We start from the raw sequence: 16,468 nt of genomic DNA on the forward strand, positions 1-16,468 counted from the left end.
GGCCCTACGGCTCGACAACGACTTCCTGGGCCGCGGCGGTCGTACCCGCCAGCAGCGGGGCATCCACCGGGACGTTCCGCTTGACCAGCGCCAGCGCGATCGGGCCCAGCTCGTAGTGTCGGGCCGAGGTGGTCACGAAGCCCAGCTGGCGCCCCTCCGGGCCTTCCTCGGCGAGCCGCACCGGGTCGCCGTGTCCCGGCAGATGTACCTCGCTGCCGTCCAGGTGCAGGAAGACCAGCCGGCGCGGCGGCTTGCCCAGGTTCTGGACCCGGGCGACCGTCTCCTGGCCGCGGTAGCAGCCCTTCTGGAGGTGGACGGCGGTGCCGATCAACCCGATCTCGTGCGGGATGGTCCGGTGGTCGGTCTCGAAGCCGAGTCGGGGCCGGTGCTGCTCGACGCGCAGCGCCTCGTACGCGAGGATGCCGGCCGTCGGGCCGTGGGCGGCCGCGTACGCCTCCAGCCCCTCGCGCGGCAGGAACAGGTCCCGGCCGTACGCGGTCTCCCGCACGACGACGCCTTCCGGGGCCACGGCGATCGAACCGGCCGGCAGGTGCACCACCGCGAAGTCGGCCGTACGGTCCGCGACCTCGACCTTGTAGAAGAACTTCATCGACTCCAGGTACGCGATCAGCGCGTCCTGGGTGCCGGGTTCGACATGCGCCCAGACCGTCTCGCCGTCGTCGACGAGGTAGAGGGCGTGCTCGATGTGCCCGTGCGCGGAGAGGATCAGCGCCTCGGTGGCCTGCCCCGGCGGCAGGTCGCTGACGTGCTGGGTGAGCAGAAGGTGCAGCCAGCTCAGCCGGTCCTCGCCGGTGACGGCGATGACGCCGCGGTGCGAGAGATCCACGAGGCCGGCGCCGTCCGCGAGCGCACGCTGCTCGCGGAACAGGTCGCCGTAGTGGGCGGCGACACCTTCGTCGCGTCCTTCGGCGGGGACAGCGCCGGGCAGGGACAGCAGGGGGCTTCTCATGAAAAGAAGCCTACGACTCGGCCTTTGCGGCGTCGGCGGTGCACTTCCCGCAACGGCCGAAGATCGCGAAGTGCTTCATGTCCGTCTCGAAACCGAAGGATTCGCGCAGCGACGCGGTGAACTCGGCGGCGACGTCCACATCGGCCTCGATCACATCACCGCAGTCCCGGCACACCAGGTGGAGATGGTGGTGCCGGTCGGCCAGATGGTAGGTGGGAGCGCCGTGCCCGAGGTGGGCGTGGGAGACGAGGCCCAGCTCCTCCAGCAGCTCCAGGGTGCGGTAGACCGTGGAGATGTTCACGCCGCCCGCCGTCTTCCGCACCTCGGTGAGGATGTCGTCGGGCGTGGCGTGCTCCAGCGTGTCCACGGCCTCCAGCACCAGCTGACGCTGCGGCGTCAGCCGGTAGCCGCGCTTGCGGAGATCGCTCTGCCAGTCGGTGGTCACCACGCGTCCAGTGTAGAAGCGCTCCGGTGCGGCCTACCGGAAGAAGGCGATCCCGTCGTCCGGGAGCTCCGGGAGGTTGCGCGCCATATTGGCGACGTCCTCCGGGGTGACGACCTTCTTCAGGTGCGCCGACATGTACGGGCGGAGCTCCACCTCGGGGGTGGCCTTCTCGCCGACCCACATCAGGTCGCCCTTGACGTAGCCGTAGAGCCGCTTGCCACCGCTGTACGGGCCGGAGGCGGCGGTACGGGCCACGGCGTCGGTGGCCAGGTCGATCTGGGGCTTCTGGTCGGCCAGCTCGCCGTACCAGACCTCGACGATGCCCTGGTCACGGACCATGACGACCTCGACCTTGCGGTCCTTGTCGACGCGCCAGTAGCCGCTCTCGGTCTCCAGCGGACGGACCTTGTTGCCGTCCTTGTCGAGGACCCAGGAGTGCGAGACGTACTCGAGGAAGTCCCGGCCGTCGTGGGTGAAGGTGACCGCCTGGCCGAAGTTGCACTTCTCGGCACCGGGGAAGTCGGAGACGCCCGCACCCTCCCAGCGGCCGAGAAGGAAGGCCAGCGGGACGAGGGCCGGGTTGAGGTCGGACGGGATCTCGATCATGAGCTGCTCTGGCGTTCCGTAGTGGTGGTCAGCGCTGACCCTGGTACAGCTTCTTCACGGTCAGACCGGCGAAGGCGAGCACGCCGACGCAGACCAGGACCAGCAGGGAAGAGAAGAAAGCCTCAAGCACGGGGTGCTCCTCGGTGAGCGTGCGGTCGGAAAGGGTCCGGGCCCCAGCTTAGTGGGCTGGGGCCCGGGGCTCGCTGCGAGGTCAGCCGAGGAGCTGGTTCTGGAGGACGACGGTCTGCTGGAACGGGACCAGCGCCGCGCCGCCCTTGCGTGTCTGCGCGATCAGGGCGACCGTGTCACCGGCCCGGAGGTAGGCCAGCCGGGTCTGCTCGGCCCCGTACGGCTTCGGCTCCACGTAGACATTGGCGATGGTGAAGGGCACCGCGTACTCGTCCTTCCATGTCCTCGGCGGCGCTGAGCGGCTCCGGGAGCTTGTCCTTGGGGAGCGGCTTCGCCGGATAGGCGAGTCCGGGCTGGTTGAGCGGGGGCAGCGACGTCGGCGGGCGATCGGCCTGAATGCGGTAGCCGACGGCCGTTCCGCCGACGACACCGAGCAGCGCTGCGACGGCGATGATCACGGTGGTACGTCCCCGCGGTCGCGATCGCGGACTGACGTCGGAGGCCGGCGCGGCGACGGCCTCCGACGTCGGCTCCGCGGCCGCCTGTTCCGGCTCGGGCGGTGCCGTTCTGTGCAACTCCAAGAGATCCCCCCTCAGGACCTGGATGTGCGCATTCCGTTGTCTGTACGCACCACAGACCCATGGGGGTGAGACAGGGTTGTACGGCTCCGCATTACGATTCCGACCATGGCGAAGAAGCTCGTGATCAAGGTGACCGCCGGGGCCGATGCCCCCGAGCGGTGCTCGCAGGCCTTCACCGTGGCGGCCGTCGCGGTGGCCAGTGGCGTGGAGGTCTCCTTGTGGCTGACCGGGGAGTCGTCGTGGTTCGCGCTGCCGGGGCGGGCCGCGGAGTTCGAGCTGCCGCACGCCGCGCCGCTGCCGGATCTGATCGAGTCGATCCAGGCCGCGGGTCGGATCACGCTGTGCACGCAGTGCGCGGTCCGTCGGGACATCACCGAGAAGGACGTCATCGAGGGCGTGCGGATCGCCGGCGCGCAGGTCTTCGTCAGCGAGGTCATGGCCGACGGCGTACAGGCACTCGTCTACTGAGTCTCGTCACGGCGCTTCTTGCCGTCGAGTTCGTCCCACCACTCGTCCGACTGGGGATCGCCGGAGGGGTCGTCCCACCAGCGGTCCTCGGGGCCGCGCCGGTTGGCGATCATCGCCGCGACCGGTGGGACGAACATGGCGACGAAGCACATCGCGACGGCGGCCGGGACCGACCAGAGGCGTACGAAACCCCAGGCGGACACGAAGAGTACGAGGCATCCGCCCATCATCCAGAAGTAGATGCGTCGACGTCGGGCGAGCACGGTTCAATTCTACGTACGACCGGAGCGCCGTACCCCCTGATGAAAGGCGTCCAACCCCCTGGGGATACGGCCCTCCGGCCGGTACTGGGTGCCGTCAGACGGCGATGACGACCTCGGCCAGGCCACCGGTCCGGGCGACGACCGTACGGTCCGCCGTCGCGCCGCCCGGGACGAGGGCACGCACGGTCCAGGTGCCCTCGGCCGCGTAGAAGCGGAACTGTCCGGTCGCCGAGGTGGGGACCTCGGCGGTGAACTCGCCGGTCGAGTCCAGCAGGCGCACGTAACCGGCGACGGGCCGGCCGTCGCGGGTCACCTGACCCTGGATCGTGGTCTCACCGGGCTTGATCGTCGAGGCGTCGGGGCCGCCGACCTGCGCTCCACACATGTCTTCTCTGTCCTTACGGTCGGGGGTTCCGGGGATGGTCCGGAGGCTTACTTGTCGGCGCCGAGCTCGATCGGCACGCCGACGAGGGAGCCGTACTCGGTCCACGAGCCGTCGTAGTTCTTGACGTTCTCGACGCCGAGCAGCTCGTGCAGCACGAACCAGGTCAGCGCGGAGCGCTCACCGATGCGGCAGTAGGCGATGGTGTCCTTCGCCAGGTCGACCCGCTCGTCGGCGTAGAGGGCCTTGAGCTCGTCGTCCGACTTGAAGGTGCCGTCGTCGTTGGCGTTCTTGGACCACGGGATGTTGCGGGCGGTGGGCACGTGGCCGGGGCGCTGCGACTGCTCCTGCGGCAGGTGGGCCGGGGCGAGCAGCTTGCCGCTGAACTCGTCGGGGGAGCGGACGTCGACCAGGTTCTGGTTGCCGATGGCGGCGAGCACCTCGTCACGGAAGGCGCGGATCGAGGTGTCCTGGGCCTCGGCCTTGTACTGGGTGGCCGCGCGCTCCGGAACCTCGGCGACCAGGTCGCGGGAGTCGAGCTCCCACTTCTTGCGGCCGCCGTCGAGGAGCTTCACGTCGCGGTGGCCGTAGAGCTTGAAGTACCAGTAGGCGTAGGACGCGAACCAGTTGTTGTTGCCGCCGTAGAGGATGACGGTGTCGTCGTTGGCGATGCCCTTGGCCGAGAGGAGCTTCTCGAAGCCCTCCTGGTCGACGAAGTCGCGGCGCACCGGGTCCTGGAGGTCCTTCTTCCAGTCGATGCGGACGGCGTTGCGGATGTGGTTCACGTCGTACGCGGACGTGTCCTCGTCCACCTCGACGATGACGACCTTCGGGTCGTCGATGTGGGCCTCGGCCCAGTCGGCGTCGACGAGTACTTCGCTGCGACGGCTCATGCTTCTCTCCTCCGGGGCAGTGTGCGGCGGGATGGTGCGGACGGCCCCGGGCGTGCGGGTACGGATGCACGGGGGCTGCGTTCTACACAGTGGGGCCAGGCCCTTGCGATCTGTGGGAGGGCCTGCGGGAAAACGGGATTCGGACGTCCCGCTCAGGCGGTGCGACAGAGCATGGCGGCGACGCGGCACAGGTCGACTGCCCGCCGCTTCGTGAGATCCGCCTGTCGCTTCATGTGTCCGATCGTAGGGACGCACGGGCAGCCGTGTCACCGGCGTGTCGCACTTTGAGACGCGATCGTCTGCATGGAGAGACGCCTGGCCGTCCCGAAGTCGCCGTTCCGGGCCCCGTCACGGTCGGCGTCCGCACTCCTTCTGCCCAGCGGACGCGACCGTCTCACCATCCGGTTATCCGGTCAGCGACACCCCGGTGCCGGTGCCCGAGAAGCGCAGTCCTTCCTCGGTGGCCGTGGCCCGGTCGAGGGTGATGCTCCTGGGCAGGCCGTCGATCCTCAGCTCGTAGTCGACCGCCTTGCTCACCTTCTTCTGGAAGGACCCCGGCAGTCCAGGGATGTCCTCGGCCTGCAGCCGGACCGTTTTGCCGTCGACGATCGACACCGTGCTGTAGACGGTGAGGGGGCGGTCCCCCTTCACCATCCGCATGAGAGCGTCCGGGACCGCGATCCCCGCACGCGCGAGCAGATCGTCCACCGACCCGCTGATCTTGACCTGGCCCTTGGCCGCCCGCTCCGGTCCGGCATAGGCCACCGTCGCGCCCACGGGCGCCGCCTTCGCCAGTGCCTCGTACGAGATACGCGCCGAGCCGGTGGCCCGGGCGGCGGTCCCGGAGGAGAAGTTGCTGTCGAACTTCACGTCCCGCAGCTCGGCCTCGACCTCGGTGACGTCCACCTGGTGGCCCTCCGCGCTGGCCTTCACGCCGTCGAGGCGCACCTCGACCTCGTCCAGCTCGAAGGCGGCGGCCTGCGTGAGGAAGGGGAAGCCCTTTATGGAGACGTCCGGCTCCGAGACCAGACCCTGACTCGCCTTGATCTTGCCGGCCGCCCTGTCCTCCGCGTAGCCGACGGCGAAGCGGTCCGCGGCGACGAAGAGGCCGCCGAGAATCACCCCGATGATCAGTAGTGCGCGCAGTGCTCGCATTGCTTACGTATCCCCCCACCCGGTAACGATCAAGCCGTTCCGAGCCTAACGCGAGCGTTACGAAACCACCCTGCCGATGAGGTAGACCGCCGGCACCGCCACCGTGAGCGGCAGCGCGACACCGGCCGTGAAGTGCACGAACCGGGACGGGTAGTCGTAGCTCGCCACCCGCAGCCCGATCAGCGCGCACACCCCCGCCCCGAGGCCCAGCAGCGCGCCCTGCGTACCCATGCCGCTCAGCGCGCCCGCTCCCGCCCCTGCCCCGGCTGCCGCCAGCAGCGCGACCGCGACGGACGCGACACCGGGCAGTGGCACCGCACGGGCCAGTGCCGCGACGCCGACCGCCAGCGCGCCGACCGTGACCGCGTCCGGCTCGGCGGCGAGGTATCCGGCCGCGACGACCGCCAGCGCCGCGGAGGCGACGGTGGCCATCAGGCCGTACATCCGCTCGTCGGGCGAGGCGTGGCTGCGCAGCTGGAGTACGAGTGACAGCAGCACCCAGACGCCGAGCGTGCCGAGAATCGCGGCGGGCGCGTGCTCCCGCCCCGCGGCGAGCAGGGCGACATCGGCGGTGAGGCCGCCGGCGAAGGCCAGTGCGATGCCCTGGCGGGCGGGCCACATGCCGTTCAGCCGGAACCAACCGGCCGCGGTGACCGCCTGGAGCAGCACGAGCGGGACGGCGAGCGCGTACGTGCCCAGGGCGGCGGTCCCCGCGAGCAACGCCGCCAGCACGGCGGTGAGCACGGCGGGCTGCATCCCGGGCGGGATGATCGGCGACCGCCCCTCGGCGCGTGCACGCTGGGCGTACGTCATGGGCGCGTCCACTGTCACGGCCTCGTTCACCTTCGCCTCGGGCGGCAACGGCGCGGTCCGCGCGTCCGTCCCCGCGAACCCTTCATGAACCGCGTGTGCGGCCGCGACGGCCTGCGCGGCGTCGCCCGACGTGTCGCCGGACGTGTTGTCGGCCTCGGCGACGCCCTGCGGGCCGGCCGTGCCGCCTGCGGCGGCCGCGTGGCCGGACGCATAGGCGGCCTCGGCCCGCACCTGCGGGACCGGCGGGAAGTAGGCCGTCTCGGCGGCAACCGAGTGCGGACCGGGAGCGTACAACTCACCGCCGGCCTGCGGCACCGGCGGGAAGTAAGCCGTCTCGGCCGCCGCCTGCGGTATGGGCGGGAAGTAGGCCGTCTCGGCCGCCGCCTGCGGTATGGGCGGGAAGTAGGCCGTCTCGGCGCCAACCGAGTGCGGACCGGGAGCGTACAACTCACCGCCGGCCTGCGGCACCGGCGGGAAGTAGGCGGACTCGTCCGCCGCCTGCGGCACCGGCGGAAGGTACGCCGTCTCGGCCGCCGCGGCCTGTGGGTCGGCCGGCACGGGCGGGAGGTACGCCGTCTCCGGCATCGCGGCATACGGGGGCCGGCCGTACGCCGTCCCGTCCGCGGGGGCGTGGCCGGGGTGGGCCTGGGGCTGGTACTGGGTGTCCCAGGTCTCCGACTGCCATGCCTGGGTGGCGTACGGGTCGTACGGGTACTGCTGGTCGCTCATGACGTGGGGGTCACCCTCCTGCGAATGGCGGAAGCACCTCGACCGTGCCGCCCTCGGCCAGCCGTACCGTCTCATGACCACGGGTCCCGACGGGGTCGCCGTCGACAAGGAAGGAGCAGCGCATCAGGACGCGTGTCAGCTCTCCCGGGTGCCGCTCGCGCACCGCGTCCAGGGCCTCGGCCAGGGTCTCCGCCGAGTACGGCTCATCCGCGGTCCCGGCGGCGGACTTGGCCGCTGCCCAGTAGCGGATGGTTCCCGCTGCCATGACGACCTCCTTTCGTCGGGCTCCATGATGGGCTACGTGTGTACCAGCCAGTCGGCGAGGCGGCTCAGCAGCCCCTCGTCGGCGGCGTTCTCGGCGTGGCCCATGCCCGGCTCCAGCCAGAGGTCGGCGGGACCCGCCGCGGCGAGCATCCGCGGGTGGTCGAGGGGGAAGTACGGGTCGCGGTCGCCGTGGACGATCAGCAGCGGTGTCGGGGCGATGAACGGGACGGACTCGACGGGGGACATCGGCACCGGGTCCCACTCCCGGTGGTGGATGCGGGTGCCGAAGCCGTAGCGGCCGACCAGGCGGCCGGCGGGCCGGGTGACCAGCCAGTGCAGACGCCGCATGGGGGCGGTGCCGCGGTAGTACCAGCGGGCCGGTGCGCTCACCGCGGCCACGGCATCGGTACGCGCCTCCGTGTGTCCCCGGTGCGTCGCAGCGTGCCGCAGCACCACCGAGCCGCCCATCGAGAAACCGACGGTCACGACCCGCTCGTGCCCCAGTGAGCGTGCCCAGGACACGGCGGCCGCCAGGTCGAGCACCTCGCGGTCGCCGACGGTCGACCGGCCGCCGGACCCGCCGTGCCCCCGGAAGGAGAAGGTGACCACGGCCGCGCGGCGGGCGAACGTCCGGGCCACCCGGCGCACCGCGGGCCGGCCGAGCGAACCGGTGAAGCCGTGCGCGACGACGATCGCGCAGCCGCCGGAGCCCTGCTCGGACGGCTCGTACAGCGCTTCGATCCGTACTCCGTCATCCGTGCGGAGCATCGTGCGCCGCGCATCCGCGGTGATCGTGGGAACAGTCACAGCGGGCAAACGGTCCTCGGACACGGAACTCATGTGGGCTATTCTGCTGGGCAGAGGATCCGGGCAACGTCGCCCCCGGGTCCTTTTGTGCTTTTCGAGCGTTACAGGCGTTACACATGAAGGCGAGGGATCGCGGACCCCGGGGCGCGCGGGGGCCGTACGTGTACGAAGCAGTGCCACTGCTCCCAGCCACCGCTGGGAGGTGCCCCACGCGGGGACCGAGGAGGGACCGACGTAATGGGCGAGCGAAACCTGCATGAGCCGACGAGCCGCCGGGCAGGCGGTGGTCGGGGATGAGCTCTCTGCTGCTGCTGACCAATGCCCTCCAGCCGTCGACGGAGGTACTGCCCGCGCTCGGCCTGCTGCTGCACAGCGTCCGGGTGGCCCCGGCGGAGGGGCCGGCGCTCGTCGACACCCCGGGTGCCGACGTCATCCTGGTGGACGGCCGTCGTGATCTGCCGCAGGTGCGCAGCCTCTGCCGGCTCCTTCGCTCCACCGGGCCCGGCTGTCCGCTGCTGCTGGTCGTGACCGAGGGCGGCCTCGCGGCCGTCACCGCCGACTGGGGCATCGACGACGTCCTGCTGGACACGGCGGGCCCCGCCGAGGTGGAGGCCCGGCTGCGGCTGGCCCTGGGCCGGCAGCAGATCGGCACGGACGACTCGCCTATGGAGATCCGCAGCGGCGACCTGTCCGTCGACGAGGCGACGTACAGCGCGAAGCTGAAGGGCCGGGTCCTGGACCTCACGTTCAAGGAGTTCGAGCTGCTGAAGTACCTCGCGCAGCACCCGGGCCGGGTGTTCACGCGGGCGCAGCTGCTCCAGGAGGTCTGGGGTTACGACTACTTCGGCGGCACGCGCACGGTCGACGTCCACGTACGGCGGCTGCGCGCCAAGCTCGGCCCCGAGCACGAGTCCCTCATCGGCACGGTCCGTAACGTCGGCTACCGTTTCGTGACCCCGGAGAAGGTCGAACGCGCGGCCGAGGAGGCCAAGGCGAAGGCCACCACGAAGGCCGCCGCGCGTGCGGAGGGCTCCGCCGGGGACGGCCGGGCGGCCGTACGCCCTGCCCAGAGGTAGGTCACCCCGCGTAGACTTCGCGCGTGGCCAAGGTGACGCGTGATGATGTGGCAAGACTGGCGGGGACGTCGACCGCGGTCGTCAGCTATGTCATCAACAACGGACCCCGGCCGGTCGCCCCGGCCACGCGCGAGCGTGTACTCGCCGCGATCAAGGAGCTGGGCTACCGGCCCGACCGGGTCGCGCAGGCGATGGCCTCGCGGCGCACGGACCTCATAGGCATGATCGTCCCGGATGCGCGGCAGCCGTTCTTCGCGGAGATGTCCCACGCGGTCGAGCAGGCCGCGGCCGAGCGCGGAAAGATGGTCCTGGTCGGCAACTCCGACTACCTCGACGAGCGTGAGGTCCACTATCTGCGGGCCTTCCTCGGCATGCGGGTCGCCGGGCTGATCCTGGTCAGCCAGGGGCCGAGCGAGCGGGCCGCCGCGGAGATCGAGGCCTGGGACGCCCGGGTGGTGCTGCTGCACGAACGGCCCGAGGCCATAGACGACGTGGCCGTCGTCACGGACGACATCGGTGGCGCGCAGCTCGCCACCCGGCATCTGCTGGAGCACGGTCACGCGTCCGTCGCCTGTGTGGGCGGTGTCGAGTCGACGCCGACCATAGGCGACCCGGTCACCGACCATGTCGAGGGCTGGCGCCGGGCCATGCTGGAATCCGGGCGCCCGACCGACGGCCTGCTCTACCACGCCCCGTTCAACCGTTACGACGCCTACCAGGTGGCGCTGGGCATCCTCGACCGGCCCGACCGGCCGACAGCGATCTTCTGCGCGACGGACGACCAGGCGATCGGCGTGCTGCGGGCCGCGCGCGAGCTGCGCATCGACGTGCCGACCGAGCTGGCGGTGGCCGGCTTCGACGACGTCAAGGAAGCCGGGCTGACCGATCCGCCGCTGACGACGGTGGCCTCGGACCGGCCCGCGATGGCCCGTGCGGCGGTGGACCTGGTGCTGGACGACGGTCTGCGGACGCCCGGCTCACGCCGGGAGCGGCTGAAGCAGTTCCCCTCCCGGCTGGTGATCCGCCGCTCCTGCGGCTGCGGCTGAGGTCGCTTTCCGGGGCCTGGGTTGCCGCGCTGGTCCAGTCGACGTCTGTGTCCGTCTCAAGCGCTGGACGGGCTTGGCGGGGGTTGCTGTCACCGGCCACCCGGACGTCAGAGGCCCCCGGATCGTTGCCGGGGGCCTCTGGAGTGTGTCACTCGGCAGGATTCACCGCCGCTTACCGCACAACCGTGATCCGGTCCGTCACCGGCGGCGCCAGCGGCGCGGACGGGCTGGAGTGGGCGGTCAGATAAGCGGTGAAGGCGTCCAGGTCGGACGGACCCACCAGCTTGTTCTTGTGCTCCTTGAGCACCGTGAAGCCGTCGCCCCCGCCCGAGAGGAACTCGTTCATCGCGACACGGTAGGTCTTCGCCGGGTCGATCGGCTCACCGTTCAGCTTCACCGAGCCGACGACGATCCGGTCCGCGCCGGTCTTCGTCATGTCCAGGGTGTAGGTGAACCCCTTCGAGACCTGAAGGATCTTTATCGAGGCCTGGTTCGCTCCGCTGACCTGCTGCTGCAGCGCGGTGATCAGCTGGGCGCCGGTCAGGTCCACGACGTTCATCATGTTGGTGAAGGGCTGCACGGCGAAGGCGTCGCCGTACGTCACGACGCCCTTGCTCTCCGCCGTGTACTTCAGGTCGCCGCGGATGCCGCCGGGGTTCATCAGCGCCAGCTGTGCGCCGCCCTTGTCGGCCGGGGCGAGCGCCTCGAGCTGCGCGTCGGCGATCACATCGCCGAGCGGCTTCTCGTACTGGCTCGTCGGCGCCCCGCGGCCGTCGATGTCGGCGGAGATGTAGCCCACCGGCCGGTTGGCGACCTCCGCTGCAAGCCCGTTCCAGCGGTCGATCAGCTCGTGCATGACGTTCTTGTAGCCGGGCTGGAACTGGCGGATGCGCACGGGGTGGTTCGCGGACTCCACGCCCGTACGGACGATGTCGCGGGTGCCGCGGTCGTAGGTCAGCGTGGTGTCCGTGTACAGCCGGCCGAAGGAGGCGGCCGAGGTCACCAGGCGCGGCTTGCCGGACGGGTCCGGGATGTTGCACACATACGCCTGGTGGGTATGGCCGGTGACGAAGGCGTCCACCTTGGCCGTGGTGTTCTTCGCGATCTCGGCGATCGGTCCGGAGATGCCGGCGCCCGGGCCGGGGCTGTCGCAGTCGTAGTTGAAGTCGCCGGAGGCGGGGAAGCCGCCCTCGTGGACCAGCGCCACGACGGCCTTCACGCCCTGGCGGTCGAGCTCCTGGGCGTACTTGTTGATCGTCTCGACCTCGTCGCCGAACTTCAGGCCCTTCACGCCCTCGGCGCTGACGACGTCCGGGGTGCCCTCCAGGGTGACCCCGATGAAGCCGATCTTCACGCCCTTGTGCTGGTAGACCCAGTACGGGGCGAGGATCGGCTTGCCGTTCTTCTCGTCCGTCACATTGGCGGCCAGGTAGGGGAAGTCGGCGCCGTGGAAGGACTTGCCCTCCTCGTAGCCCCCGTCGAAACAGCCGTCCTTCGGATGGCAGCCGCCGTTCTGCATGCGCAGCAGCTCGTCGCGGCCCTCGTCGAACTCGTGGTTGCCCACGCCCGCGACATCGAGCCCGAGGCCGTTCATCGCCTCGATGGTCGGCTCGTCGTGGAAGAGCCCGGAGACCAGCGGGCTGGCCCCGATCATGTCGCCCGCGGCGGCGGTGATGGAGTACTCGTTCCCCTGGCGCGCCTCGCGCAGGTCCTCCAGCAGGTTCGCGACACCGCCCGCCTGAATGGTCTCGATCCCGCCGTCCGGCAGCTTCTGGGTCACCTGACCCGACTTGCCCGGCACCGGCTCCAGGTTTCCGTGCAGGTCGTTGAACGAAAGAAGCTGCACATCGACGGTGCGGGAGCTGCGGTCCCGGCCGGGCGCGTCCTCCTGGGCGGCCGCGGCCGGCATGGCGGCGGCGACCAGGGCGCCTGCGGCGGCGAGGCCCGCGGCTCCGGTGAGCATGCGCCGGGTGGCCCGCTGTGTGCGGGATGTCGGTGACATTAAGTCCCCTCGTGAGTTCTGTGAGAGCCAGGTCCTGTCCGTCCGATCAGGCCGGATCAGCGAACGGCGGCCGACGCGGTGCATCGCAAGGCGGAGGAGGGCCCGCCGGGGCGGCTGATGTCCACGCATGCGGTGGGGGCACCTCCCTGCAGTAGCTGGGGGCCATCGGCGACCGACGACAACGGTGGGGGCACCTCCCGTACCCGAAGGGCTGCGGGGGGAGAGGTGCGCCCGCCGCGTAGCGGCTGATGTCACCGAGGCGTCGCGAGCCCGGCATGATCGGCCGGACAGGACCTGGGGCTGACGTCCGGGCAGCCTACGGTCAACGCGCGTAGCGCAACAGGGTGTATGCGGTTACGAGCTGATTGCCATTGCCCTCCCCCTTGCGGTCCGTCAGATCCCTTCCGCCGCCATGACGCCGTGTGCCGGGAGCCGTCTCGCCCACACCGGCACCGGCCTTCGCCGTAGGCTCGTACGCATGACGAACGATCCAGCCGCCCTCACCCCGGGACGCGAGATCCACACCCTCGACGAGCTCACCCACGAGCAGGCGCAGGCCGTCCTCGACCTGCTGGCGGACGCCGCCCGCTCCGACGGCATGCAGGCCGTGTCCGAGCAGGGCCGGCTCCAGCTGCGCGGCGGCCGGCGTGAGGGCATCAAGCACATGCTGCTGTACGCGGACGGACAGCTCGTCGGTTACGCCCAGCTGGAGGACACCGACCCGGTGGAGGCCCCGGCCGCCGAGCTGGTGGTGCACCCCGACCACCGCGGGCGCGGACACGGGCGGGCGCTCGGGTCGGCCCTGCTGGCCGCGTCCGGCAAGCGGCTGCGGGTGTGGGCGCACGGCGGGAAGTCGGCGGCCCGGCATCTGGCGCAGGTCCTGGGGCTCACCCTGTTCCGTGAACTGCGGCAGATGCGGCGGCCGTTGGCGGGGAGCCAGGAGCTCCCCGATCCGGTGCTGCCAGACGGGATCACGGTCCGCGCGTTCGTCCCCGGCGAGGACGACGCGGCATGGCTCGCCGTGAACGCCGCCGCCTTCGCGCACCACCCCGAGCAGGGCTCGCTGACCCAGCGGGACCTGGACGACCGCAAGGCCGAGCCGTGGTTCGACCCGAAGGGCTTCTTCCTGGCGGTACGCACCGATTCCGACAGCGTCTCCACCGCGGGGTCCGACCGGATCGTCGGCTTCCACTGGACGAAGGTGCACGCCGAGGAGCGGCTCGGCGAGGTGTACGTCGTCGGCGTCGGCCCGGACGCCCAGGGCTCCGGCGTGGGCAAGGCCCTCACCGTGATCGGTCTGCGCCATCTGGCGGCAGAGGGTCTGCCGACGGCGATGCTGTACGTCGACGGGGACAACATCCCGGCACTGACGGTGTACGAGCGGCTGGGGTTCGTCACGCACGAGGTGGACCTGATGTACCGCACGGAGACCTGAGACTCCCAACGAACAAGGGGGCGGCGGAACTTGACGCCGCCCCCTTCTTTGCATCACCCTTTCACTACTTGATTAGTGAAAGGGGGGAAGACATGGTCGAGTTCCGCATTGACCGCCGCAACGGCGTCGCCACCTATCTGCAGATCGTCCAGCAGGCGAAGCAGGCTCTACGGCTCGGACTGCTGGAGCCGGGCGACCGGCTGCCCACCGCCCGCGAGGTCGTCGAGGCCACCGCCATCAACCCGAACACGGTGCTCAAGGCCTACCGGGAACTGGAGCGCGAAGGCCTGGTCGAGGCCCGCCGCGGCCTCGGCACCTTCGTACGCCGCACGCTCGGCAGCGCACCCGCCGACTCACCGCTGCACGCCGAACTGACCGGCTGGGCGACTCGCGCCCGCAAGGCCGGGCTGGAGAGGGACGACGTGACCGCGCTCTTCACCGCCGTACTGGACGAGATCTACAAGGGGAACGACAGATGAGCGACACCGCCATCGAGGCGGACGGCCTCGGCAGGCGCTACCGGCGCGGCTGGGCCCTGCGCGACTGCTCCTTCCGGCTGCCTGCCGGCCGCGTCTGCGCCCTGGTCGGGCCCAACGGCGCGGGCAAGTCCACCCTGCTCGCGCTCGCGACCGGACTGCTCAGGCCCACGGAGGGCACGGTCCGCGTGCTCGGCACCGATCCGGCCGCGGCGCGCGAACACATCGCGTACGTCGCCCAGGAGAAGCCGCTCCACCCGCAGTTGACCGTCGCCGACACGCTGCGCATGGGCCGCGAGCTCAACGCCGCCCGCTGGGACGACACGACGGCACGCTCGATCGTGGCCGAACTCGACCCGCGCGCCCGTATACGCTCCCTGTCCGGCGGCCAGCGCACCCGCGTCGCCCTCGCCCTTGCCCTCGGCAAACGGCCCGAACTCATGCTGCTGGACGAGCCGATGGCCGACCTCGACCCGCTCGCCCGCCACCAGCTGATGGGCGCACTGCTCGGCCACGCGCACGAGCAGGGCACCACCGTCGTGATGTCCTCGCACATCCTCACCGAGCTCGAGGGCGCCTGCGACTATCTGCTGCTCGTCGACGGCGGCCGTATCCGCCTCGGCGGCGAGACCGAGGACATCCTCGCGGCGCACGTTCTGCTCACCGGCCCGGTCGGCGACCTCGCCCCGCACACGGTCGTCGAGTCCCGCACGACGGGCCGTCAGCTCACCGCGCTGGTACGCACCGAGGGCCCGGTCGGCGACGCCTGGCAGTCCATGGAACCGTCCCTGGAGGAACTCTTGCTCGCGCATCTCCGCTCCCCGGAGGCCCCCGTACTGCTCACCCCGAGCGCCGAGTCCCGCGAGGCGGTGACGACCGCGTGAGCACTGCGTTCACTCTGCGAGGCCCCGCATGGGTGGCCGTCCGCCAGCACCGGCGGGCGCTGTGGGCCGGCCTCGGGCTGCTCGTGCTGGCAGCGGGGTACCTGCTGTGGGTACGGCTGTCGGCCGGCGACGCGGCCGCGACCCTGCAGGCCACCGGGTGTCAGGTGGAAACCGAGAACCAGGACTGTCTCGGCGACATACAGAATTACTTGGACGCTGAAGTCCCCTTCGAGTTCGCCATCACAAGGATCGGCCTGGTGATGGCCGTCCTGCCGAGCCTGCTCGCCGCGTTCGTCGCCGGCCCGCTGATCGCCCGTGAGCTGGAGAGCGGGACGTACAAGCTGATGTGGAGCCAGTCGGTGAGCCCGGCACGCTGGCTCGCCGCCAAGCTCGCCGTGCCCGGGGCGCTGGCGCTCACCGGAATCGGCCTGTTCTCCGTGCTGTACTACTGGGCCTGGTCAACGGGGCCTGGCGAATTCGGCACCAGGCACTGGTACGAGGTCCCCGTCTCCGCCTCGGCCCTGCCGGTGCCGCTCGCGTACGGCGTCTTCGGCATCGCCGTCGGCGCACTCACAGGACTGCTGGTCGGCCGCACCGTCCCCGCGCTCGCCACGGGCGCCCTCGCCGTCGGCACGGTCTCCGTCGTGATGTGGTCGTACATACAGCCCTGGCTGTGGCCCGTCGAAACCGCCGAAAACGTCGAAACCGTCGAGAATGCCCTGGTCGGCAGCGCCTCCGTAGTCGACAACGGCCTGCTCACGCGCACCGGTGAGCACCTGCCCTTCTCGGTGTGCAGGAGCAGCTCGAACGAGGAGCAGCTGGAGCAGTGCAAGGCCGCGCACGACGTCATCGGCACGTGGGCCGAGTACCACCCTTCCTCGCACTTCTTGCCCCTTCAGCTCGTCCACAGCGGCATCCTCCTCGTCCTCGCCGCGGCCGCCGCCTTCGCCGCCTTCCGGGTGCTCAAACGGCGCCACGCCTGAGGGCCGCGGGCCCCGGGGCGAGCGGGAGCCAGTTGCCGCGCCCCGGTGCCGGCGGCATGAG

General features: G+C 70.8%; 20 protein-coding genes. 7 read left to right on the top strand and 13 right to left on the bottom strand.

Going from position 1 to position 16,468, the window contains the following annotated elements; translation table 11 throughout:
• Positions 1-4: 4 nt before the first annotated feature.
• From ygfZ to ABD858_RS15010, 4 genes are all read right to left on the bottom strand, one after another.
• Positions 5-970, bottom strand: coding sequence for a CAF17-like 4Fe-4S cluster assembly/insertion protein YgfZ (gene ygfZ / locus ABD858_RS14995; RefSeq protein WP_345037574.1), 966 nt, complete (start codon positions 968-970; stop codon positions 5-7).
• Between the two features lie 10 nt (positions 971-980).
• On the bottom strand, positions 981-1,418 hold the full coding sequence (locus ABD858_RS15000) for a Fur family transcriptional regulator (RefSeq protein ID WP_345037576.1): 438 nt from the start codon (positions 1,416-1,418) through the stop codon (positions 981-983).
• Between the two features lie 30 nt (positions 1,419-1,448).
• On the bottom strand, positions 1,449-2,021 hold the full coding sequence (locus tag ABD858_RS15005; RefSeq protein WP_345037579.1) for a heme-binding beta-barrel domain-containing protein: 573 nt from the start codon (positions 2,019-2,021) through the stop codon (positions 1,449-1,451).
• A 211-nt stretch (positions 2,022-2,232) separates the two neighbouring features.
• Complete coding sequence (locus ABD858_RS15010; protein ID WP_345045103.1) at positions 2,233-2,412, bottom strand: hypothetical protein; 180 nt, start codon at positions 2,410-2,412, stop codon at positions 2,233-2,235.
• A 424-nt stretch (positions 2,413-2,836) separates the two neighbouring features.
• Here ABD858_RS15010 and ABD858_RS15015 point away from each other — a divergent pair, with 424 nt between their 5' ends.
• Entirely contained in the window at positions 2,837-3,199 is a 363-nt protein-coding gene (locus ABD858_RS15015) for a DsrE family protein (RefSeq protein WP_345037581.1), read from the top strand.
• On the opposite strand, the gene ABD858_RS15020 is transcribed toward ABD858_RS15015, so the two are convergent.
• From ABD858_RS15020 to ABD858_RS15050, 8 genes are all read right to left on the bottom strand, one after another.
• Positions 3,193-3,462, bottom strand: a complete 270-nt coding sequence (locus ABD858_RS15020; RefSeq protein ID WP_345037583.1) for a DUF3099 domain-containing protein — start codon at positions 3,460-3,462, stop codon at positions 3,193-3,195. The genes ABD858_RS15015 and ABD858_RS15020 overlap by 7 nt on opposite strands.
• A 94-nt stretch (positions 3,463-3,556) precedes the next feature.
• The gene (locus ABD858_RS15025; protein ID WP_345037585.1) at positions 3,557-3,847 is read right to left on the bottom strand and encodes a DUF1416 domain-containing protein; all 291 of its coding nucleotides are present in this window, start codon (positions 3,845-3,847) and stop codon (positions 3,557-3,559) included.
• 47 nt (positions 3,848-3,894) lie between these two features.
• Positions 3,895-4,737: a sulfurtransferase gene (locus ABD858_RS15030; protein WP_345037587.1), complete on the bottom strand. Its 843-nt coding sequence runs from the start codon at positions 4,735-4,737 to the stop codon at positions 3,895-3,897.
• 152 nt (positions 4,738-4,889) lie between these two features.
• Positions 4,890-4,970 carry a putative leader peptide gene (locus ABD858_RS36810; RefSeq protein ID WP_351257108.1) on the bottom strand — a complete coding sequence of 27 codons (81 nt, stop codon included), beginning with the start codon at positions 4,968-4,970 and terminating at the stop codon, positions 4,890-4,892.
• A 172-nt stretch (positions 4,971-5,142) separates the two neighbouring features.
• A complete protein-coding gene (locus ABD858_RS15035; RefSeq protein WP_345037590.1) occupies positions 5,143-5,892 on the bottom strand; it encodes an LmeA family phospholipid-binding protein in 750 nt (249 codons plus the stop codon).
• 57 nt (positions 5,893-5,949) lie between these two features.
• Positions 5,950-7,434, bottom strand: coding sequence for a hypothetical protein (locus ABD858_RS15040; RefSeq protein ID WP_345037592.1), 1,485 nt, complete (start codon positions 7,432-7,434; stop codon positions 5,950-5,952).
• A 10-nt stretch (positions 7,435-7,444) separates the two neighbouring features.
• Complete coding sequence (locus tag ABD858_RS15045) at positions 7,445-7,699, bottom strand: MoaD/ThiS family protein (RefSeq protein ID WP_345037594.1); 255 nt, start codon at positions 7,697-7,699, stop codon at positions 7,445-7,447.
• A 32-nt stretch (positions 7,700-7,731) separates the two neighbouring features.
• Positions 7,732-8,538 carry an alpha/beta hydrolase gene (locus ABD858_RS15050; protein ID WP_345037596.1) on the bottom strand — a complete coding sequence of 269 codons (807 nt, stop codon included), beginning with the start codon at positions 8,536-8,538 and terminating at the stop codon, positions 7,732-7,734.
• Between the two features lie 260 nt (positions 8,539-8,798).
• On the opposite strand from ABD858_RS15050, the gene ABD858_RS15055 reads away from it, so the two are divergent.
• Together ABD858_RS15055 and ABD858_RS15060 are read left to right on the top strand one after the other, a co-directional pair.
• On the top strand, positions 8,799-9,581 hold the full coding sequence (locus ABD858_RS15055; protein ID WP_345037598.1) for a response regulator transcription factor: 783 nt from the start codon (positions 8,799-8,801) through the stop codon (positions 9,579-9,581).
• 23 nt (positions 9,582-9,604) lie between these two features.
• Positions 9,605-10,627, top strand: coding sequence for a LacI family DNA-binding transcriptional regulator (locus ABD858_RS15060; protein ID WP_345037600.1), 1,023 nt, complete (start codon positions 9,605-9,607; stop codon positions 10,625-10,627).
• 172 nt (positions 10,628-10,799) lie between these two features.
• Here ABD858_RS15060 and ABD858_RS15065 read toward each other — a convergent pair whose 3' ends face one another.
• Entirely contained in the window at positions 10,800-12,629 is a 1,830-nt protein-coding gene (locus ABD858_RS15065) for a bifunctional metallophosphatase/5'-nucleotidase (RefSeq protein ID WP_345037602.1), read from the bottom strand.
• A gap of 478 nt (positions 12,630-13,107) precedes the next feature.
• Between ABD858_RS15065 and mshD the strand changes: the two genes are divergently transcribed.
• The 4 genes from mshD to ABD858_RS15085 all read left to right on the top strand — a co-directional run bounded on the left by mshD (position 13,108) and on the right by ABD858_RS15085 (position 16,407).
• On the top strand, positions 13,108-14,064 hold the full coding sequence (gene mshD, locus ABD858_RS15070) for a mycothiol synthase (RefSeq protein ID WP_345037605.1): 957 nt from the start codon (positions 13,108-13,110) through the stop codon (positions 14,062-14,064).
• Between the two features lie 92 nt (positions 14,065-14,156).
• Positions 14,157-14,543: a GntR family transcriptional regulator gene (locus ABD858_RS15075; protein WP_345037607.1), complete on the top strand. Its 387-nt coding sequence runs from the start codon at positions 14,157-14,159 to the stop codon at positions 14,541-14,543.
• Positions 14,540-15,424 carry an ABC transporter ATP-binding protein gene (locus tag ABD858_RS15080; protein ID WP_345037609.1) on the top strand — a complete coding sequence of 295 codons (885 nt, stop codon included), beginning with the start codon at positions 14,540-14,542 and terminating at the stop codon, positions 15,422-15,424. Before ABD858_RS15075 ends, ABD858_RS15080 begins: the two co-directional genes overlap by 4 nt.
• On the top strand, positions 15,421-16,407 hold the full coding sequence (locus ABD858_RS15085) for an ABC-2 transporter permease (RefSeq protein ID WP_345037611.1): 987 nt from the start codon (positions 15,421-15,423) through the stop codon (positions 16,405-16,407). The genes ABD858_RS15080 and ABD858_RS15085 overlap by 4 nt, the downstream gene beginning before the upstream one ends.
• Positions 16,408-16,468 lie beyond the last annotated feature (61 nt).

The sequence above is a fragment of the Streptomyces sannanensis genome, from assembly GCF_039536205.1.
GTDB classification, from domain to species: domain Bacteria; phylum Actinomycetota; class Actinomycetes; order Streptomycetales; family Streptomycetaceae; genus Streptomyces; species Streptomyces sannanensis.